4 protein-coding genes are annotated in these 4,709 nt (G+C 51.3%); 3 read left to right on the top strand and 1 reads right to left on the bottom strand.

What is annotated here, in order from left to right; genetic code table 11:
* Positions 1-58: 58 nt before the first annotated feature.
* Positions 59-1,807 carry a multicopper oxidase family protein gene (locus QM529_07445; GenBank protein ID MDI9314489.1) on the bottom strand — a complete coding sequence of 583 codons (1,749 nt, stop codon included), beginning with the start codon at positions 1,805-1,807 and terminating at the stop codon, positions 59-61.
* Positions 1,808-2,096: 289 nt separating this feature from the next.
* On the opposite strand from QM529_07445, the gene rpsP reads away from it, so the two are divergent.
* The 3 genes from rpsP (at position 2,097) to puuE (ending at position 4,675) form a co-directional block, all read left to right on the top strand.
* On the top strand, positions 2,097-2,645 hold the full coding sequence (gene rpsP, locus QM529_07450; protein ID MDI9314490.1) for a 30S ribosomal protein S16: 549 nt from the start codon (positions 2,097-2,099) through the stop codon (positions 2,643-2,645).
* Positions 2,646-2,962: 317 nt separating this feature from the next.
* Complete coding sequence (locus QM529_07455; GenBank protein MDI9314491.1) at positions 2,963-3,646, top strand: hypothetical protein; 684 nt, start codon at positions 2,963-2,965, stop codon at positions 3,644-3,646.
* A gap of 72 nt (positions 3,647-3,718) precedes the next feature.
* Positions 3,719-4,675, top strand: coding sequence for an allantoinase PuuE (gene puuE, locus QM529_07460; protein MDI9314492.1), 957 nt, complete (start codon positions 3,719-3,721; stop codon positions 4,673-4,675).
* Positions 4,676-4,709: the final 34 nt, after the last annotated feature.

A 4,709-nucleotide genomic window follows, 5' to 3' on the forward strand; every position in this document is an offset into this window, starting at 1 on the left:
CGCCGCCAGGCCGCGATTTACCGCCGCTGAAATATCATTATCAGTTTTTGCAATCGGCCTATTCAACAACATTAATCGTCGCCATCATGCCGCGTTCTTCATGTTCCAAAATATGGCAATGAATCATGCGAATGCCGACAAAATCTTGCTTCATACGTAGCACCACCGTTTCCCCGGGCAAAACCGCGATTGTGTCCTCCCACGCTACATAGGGCGGCTTCTTCACCACGCCATCCAATTCGCGGCTCACCACTTGGAATTGCCCGCCATGAATATGCAATGGGTGGGTCATGTCGGCGCGGTTAACCACCGACCATTCCTCGACCGTGCCTTTTTTACTGACATACTCTATCGATTTCATATCGAATTTTTTATTATTAATCGATACATCGGCCAGCACGCCGGTAAATGCTAATTTTTTCTTAATCGCGGTTGGCGGCAGAGGTTGAATACTGCGCAGGTTGTCCGGCAAAGCAATTGGTTTTTCCACTGGCCCATTGCCCAATTTTACCGTCATCAATGGTTTTTGCACCCCAGCCTCCATCCCGGGCATCGCATCCATGCCCCCCATGTTCATGCTCATGCCGGCCATGTTATGGGAATTGCCCGCGCTACCCATGTTCATATCCATGCCGGCCATGTTGTGGGAATTGCCCGCGTCGCCCATGTTCATATCCATGCCGGCCATGTTGTGGGAATTGCCTGCACTACCCATGTTCATGTCCATGCCGGCCATGGCGTCACCCGCGTTTTCATTGCCCGCCGCGGTGGCCAGTTCCGGTAATTTTGGATATTGTTCAAACAAGGTGTAAACATCGCCTGGTTTGCCATCAAACCGCACCACCAATTCGCGGCGTTGCGCCGATGTTAACATCACGCCATCGCCCCCCAGCAGGTAGGGGCGGGGTATCAACCCGCCATCGGTGCCCACCAGGTAGGTTTTAACGTCGGTATTTGGCGCGTCGGGGTCGGTGCCCTTTTTCCACACCAGCGTCATGAACCGCCCATTGGTCGCGTTCCATATCCGCAGGCGTTGCGTGCTACCCGGGTTTACTGTCAACACCGGTTGCACCACGCCATTGACCAACAATGTCTCCCCCATGCGGCCATGTTGCCAATCCATCTGGTTGTTTTTATCGATTTGGCCATTGCTTAGCCGCAGGCCGTTGATAAAAATATTCTGCTCGGTTATGCCCAATGCCGCCAAGGGGTCATTCTTGGCGCGCACAATCATTGCGCCGGCCAGGCCGGACGCCGCCTGCATCGCCACCAATTGGTGCGGGTGCGGGTGATACCAATAGCTCCCTTGGGTATCGGCGGGGATAAGAAAATCATAAACCCGTGATTTTTCGGGGCGCACCACTTCCATCGGGTTGCCATCTTGCTCCGGCGGAATCGGCAGGCCATGGAAATGCACCGTGGTGTCCTTTGCCAATTTATTAATGAATTTAATTTTTACATGGTCGCCGGCCTTGACCTCAACCAACGGCCCGGGCAAATAACCATTATAGAGCATTAAGCTGGTGGCTTGCTGGAAAATTCGGTGCGGTTTCGATGGAATGTTTTTTACCATCGCGGTCAAGGTGCCAATAAATGTGCCCGAGGTTTTGCTGTCGTTTTTCAACGCCACCAGTTGGCGAAATGGCTTGCCGGGTTTTAGGGAAAGGCTGGTCAGGGTTGGTGGTGCAACCTTGTCTTCAAAAATATCGTCATGCGAAAACCACACAAACAAAATACTGCCAATAACCAGCAACAGACCCAAGGACAGCCATTTTGTATGCCGCTGATGTAAGAAATTGGTTGCCATAGTCGCTCTTTTACGTGCCGGTTAGGTGCCATGGTTTGGTTTAAGGACTAGTTAAAGTTTAAAAATTTGGTCAAATCGCGCCCAAAACACCGATTACCCGCATAATAAAGCAAAAACAAAAAATTGTCAAAATAAATATCATTGCCCTGCCAGGCCGCGCCGGCCTAGCTAAATGCGTCTTTACCGGCCCCATCATTTTACCGCTTGACATTGTGATTGTTCCGTGGCAGGACATAAAGACAAAATTCATTAGAAGTTTAAAGAACATAACTTAAAAAAAGGAAAAAACATGTCCGTTCGTTTACGCCTTGCCCGTGGTGGCACAAAAAAACGCCCCTATTACCGCTTGGTTGCGGCAACCCGCACCCGTGCGCGCGACGGCAAATTTTTGGAACGGGTTGGCAGTTACAACCCGATGTTGGACAGCAAAGACCCGGCGCGGGTTGTTATCGACATCGAACGCGTCAAATATTGGTTGTCGGTCGGCGCCGAACCATCGGAACGGGTTGCAATTTTTTTAAGCCAGCATGGATTGGTTAAGGTTGACCGCAAGGAAAAGGCGAAAACCCAAACCAAACAAAACATGCCACGCGCCAAAACCTTAGCCAAATTAGAAGAAGCGAAAAAAGCCGCCGAAGCCGCCGCCGCAAAACCCGCCGAGGTTGCGCCGGAAAAAGTTGAAGCCGCCGCGCCCGCCGCCGAAGCACCAAAACCGGCCGAAGCCCCGAAAGCCGAGGCCGCGCCCGCCGCCGAAGCACCAAAACCGGCCGAAGCCCCGAAAGTTGAAGCCGCCGCACCCGCCGCCGAAACACCGGCGAGCGAAGATAAACCAGCGTAAAGCGCGGTTTTCCTTTTTTCTGCTATTTTTAATTCCAGCAAGCCACCCGAGCTTTGTTGCCACCATTGTTACAACCGGCGCGCAATTACGTCCGCGCAAGATAAATACGGGCTGAAATAAATTTGTCGCGCAATATTATAAAAACCTTAAGGTCAATAAGGCCATGAATAACGGCGACCAACCCCACCCATCAACGTCCACCAAATATAATGACAATAATATCGATTTATGATAGGGATAAAAAATAACCAAAAGTTTATTATTCCCGAAGACCCAACCTGTTTATGCCCCAACCAAAAAAACCTGCAAAATCTGTTTTGACCAATCGCCCGCAACCAAAACATGGCTGGCGTTATGGCTTGGCGGCGGCCTTTATTATCGGTGGCCTTACCGCCACCAATGCAACCCCCGCCCGTGCCGAGGGGATATTAAATTGGGAAGTGGGCGGTGCCGCGCCGCTGGGCAACATCAATTTTACCAGCCAGTGGACGGGCGCGAGCCTCTCCCCCGATTCGCCGGTTTATTTTCAAACCATGGTCAGCGGTGGTTACCGATTCAAATTGGCACCATGGTTTTTTATCGCCCCGATGGGTTATTACCGCCTGACCGCCGGTATATTGGAATATCGCGATATTAATTACCCATTTGATTTAAAAACTGACTTCAACTTATTTTATCAAAACCAATATATCGGCAACGAATTGGCGGCGGGGGTTGATGTTGGGTTTGTGCTGAAACGTTGGACGATTGTGCCCGGGTTTTACATCGGCGCGCGCAACAATTTAACAAAAGTTACCAGCCGTTATTACAACGACCGCGAGGTTATTGAAGACGGCCCGTGGCGCACCAATTGGGATTTTGTCATAACGCCGAGGTTGGTGATTGATTACCAAATCGCCCCCGGGGTTGACATGGGCGGGGCGGTGGATTATGGCTTCGCCCCTGACAAGGCGGCGCAGGGCACGCTAAATTTTGCAATACGCGCCGCGTTTCATTTTTAAGCCATTATTTTCTTAATCGTTTTTAAAAAGATTGTTTTTTAACGCCGCTTAAAGTAATAAAACAACCATAACATGAGCGCGCCCAAACCCACCCCGCCGTTTAACCCGCCATTGACGGTTGGCCCCAGCGATTCCTACCCGCGCGATCTTATCGGTTATGGCGCCACCCCGCCAAAGGTTGTTTGGCCAAACAGGGCACGCATCGCCATTCAAGTGGTGATGAATTATGAGGAGGGTGGCGAAAATTGCATCCTGCATGGCGATAAAGCGTCTGAGGCTTTTTTGTCCGAAATCGTTTCGGCGCAGATGCTCGACGATGTGCGCCACATGAGCATGGAAAGTATTTACGAATATGGGTCGCGCGCCGGCGTGTGGCGTTTGTTGCAAGTATTTCGCGACCAGCAAATTCCCATCACGGTTTACGGCGTGGCGTCGGCCATGGCGCGCCACCCGCAGGTTATCGAACAATGTTTGAAGGACGGCCACGAAATCGCCAGCCATGGTTACAAATGGATAAATTATCAATATGTGCCGCGCCATATCGAACAGGAACATTTGGAAATGGCTATTGCGGTGCATAAAAAAATTACCGGCGAACGGCCGCTGGGGTGGTATACTGGTCGCACCGGCCCCAACACCCGCGAATTAATTGCGGCCGAGGGCGGCTTCCTTTACGATGCCGACGATTACAGCGACGACCTGCCCTTTTGGTCGCGGGTGGTGAACAAACCGCATCTTATTGTGCCCTATACATTGGACAGCAACGACATGCGTTTTGCCGCCGTGCAGGGTTTTAACACCGGCGAGCATTTTTTTACCTACCTTAAGGATGCTTTCGATTGTTTGTATGAAGAGGGGGCGACCGCGCCCAAGATGTTATCCATCGGGCTTCATTGCCGCCTTATCGGGCGGCCCGGGCGGATTCAGGGGTTAAAGAAATTCTTTGCCTATGTGCAACAACATGACCATGTATGGTTCGCCCGCCGCATCGACATTGCCCGCCATTGGCGCGAACATTACCCGGCGTAACAATTTATTTTATTAAAGAATGGCGTAAAAGCCT

Origin of the sequence: Hydrotalea sp. (assembly GCA_030054115.1) — a bacterium.
In the GTDB taxonomy this organism is placed as follows: domain Bacteria; phylum Pseudomonadota; class Alphaproteobacteria; order JASGCL01; family JASGCL01; genus JASGCL01.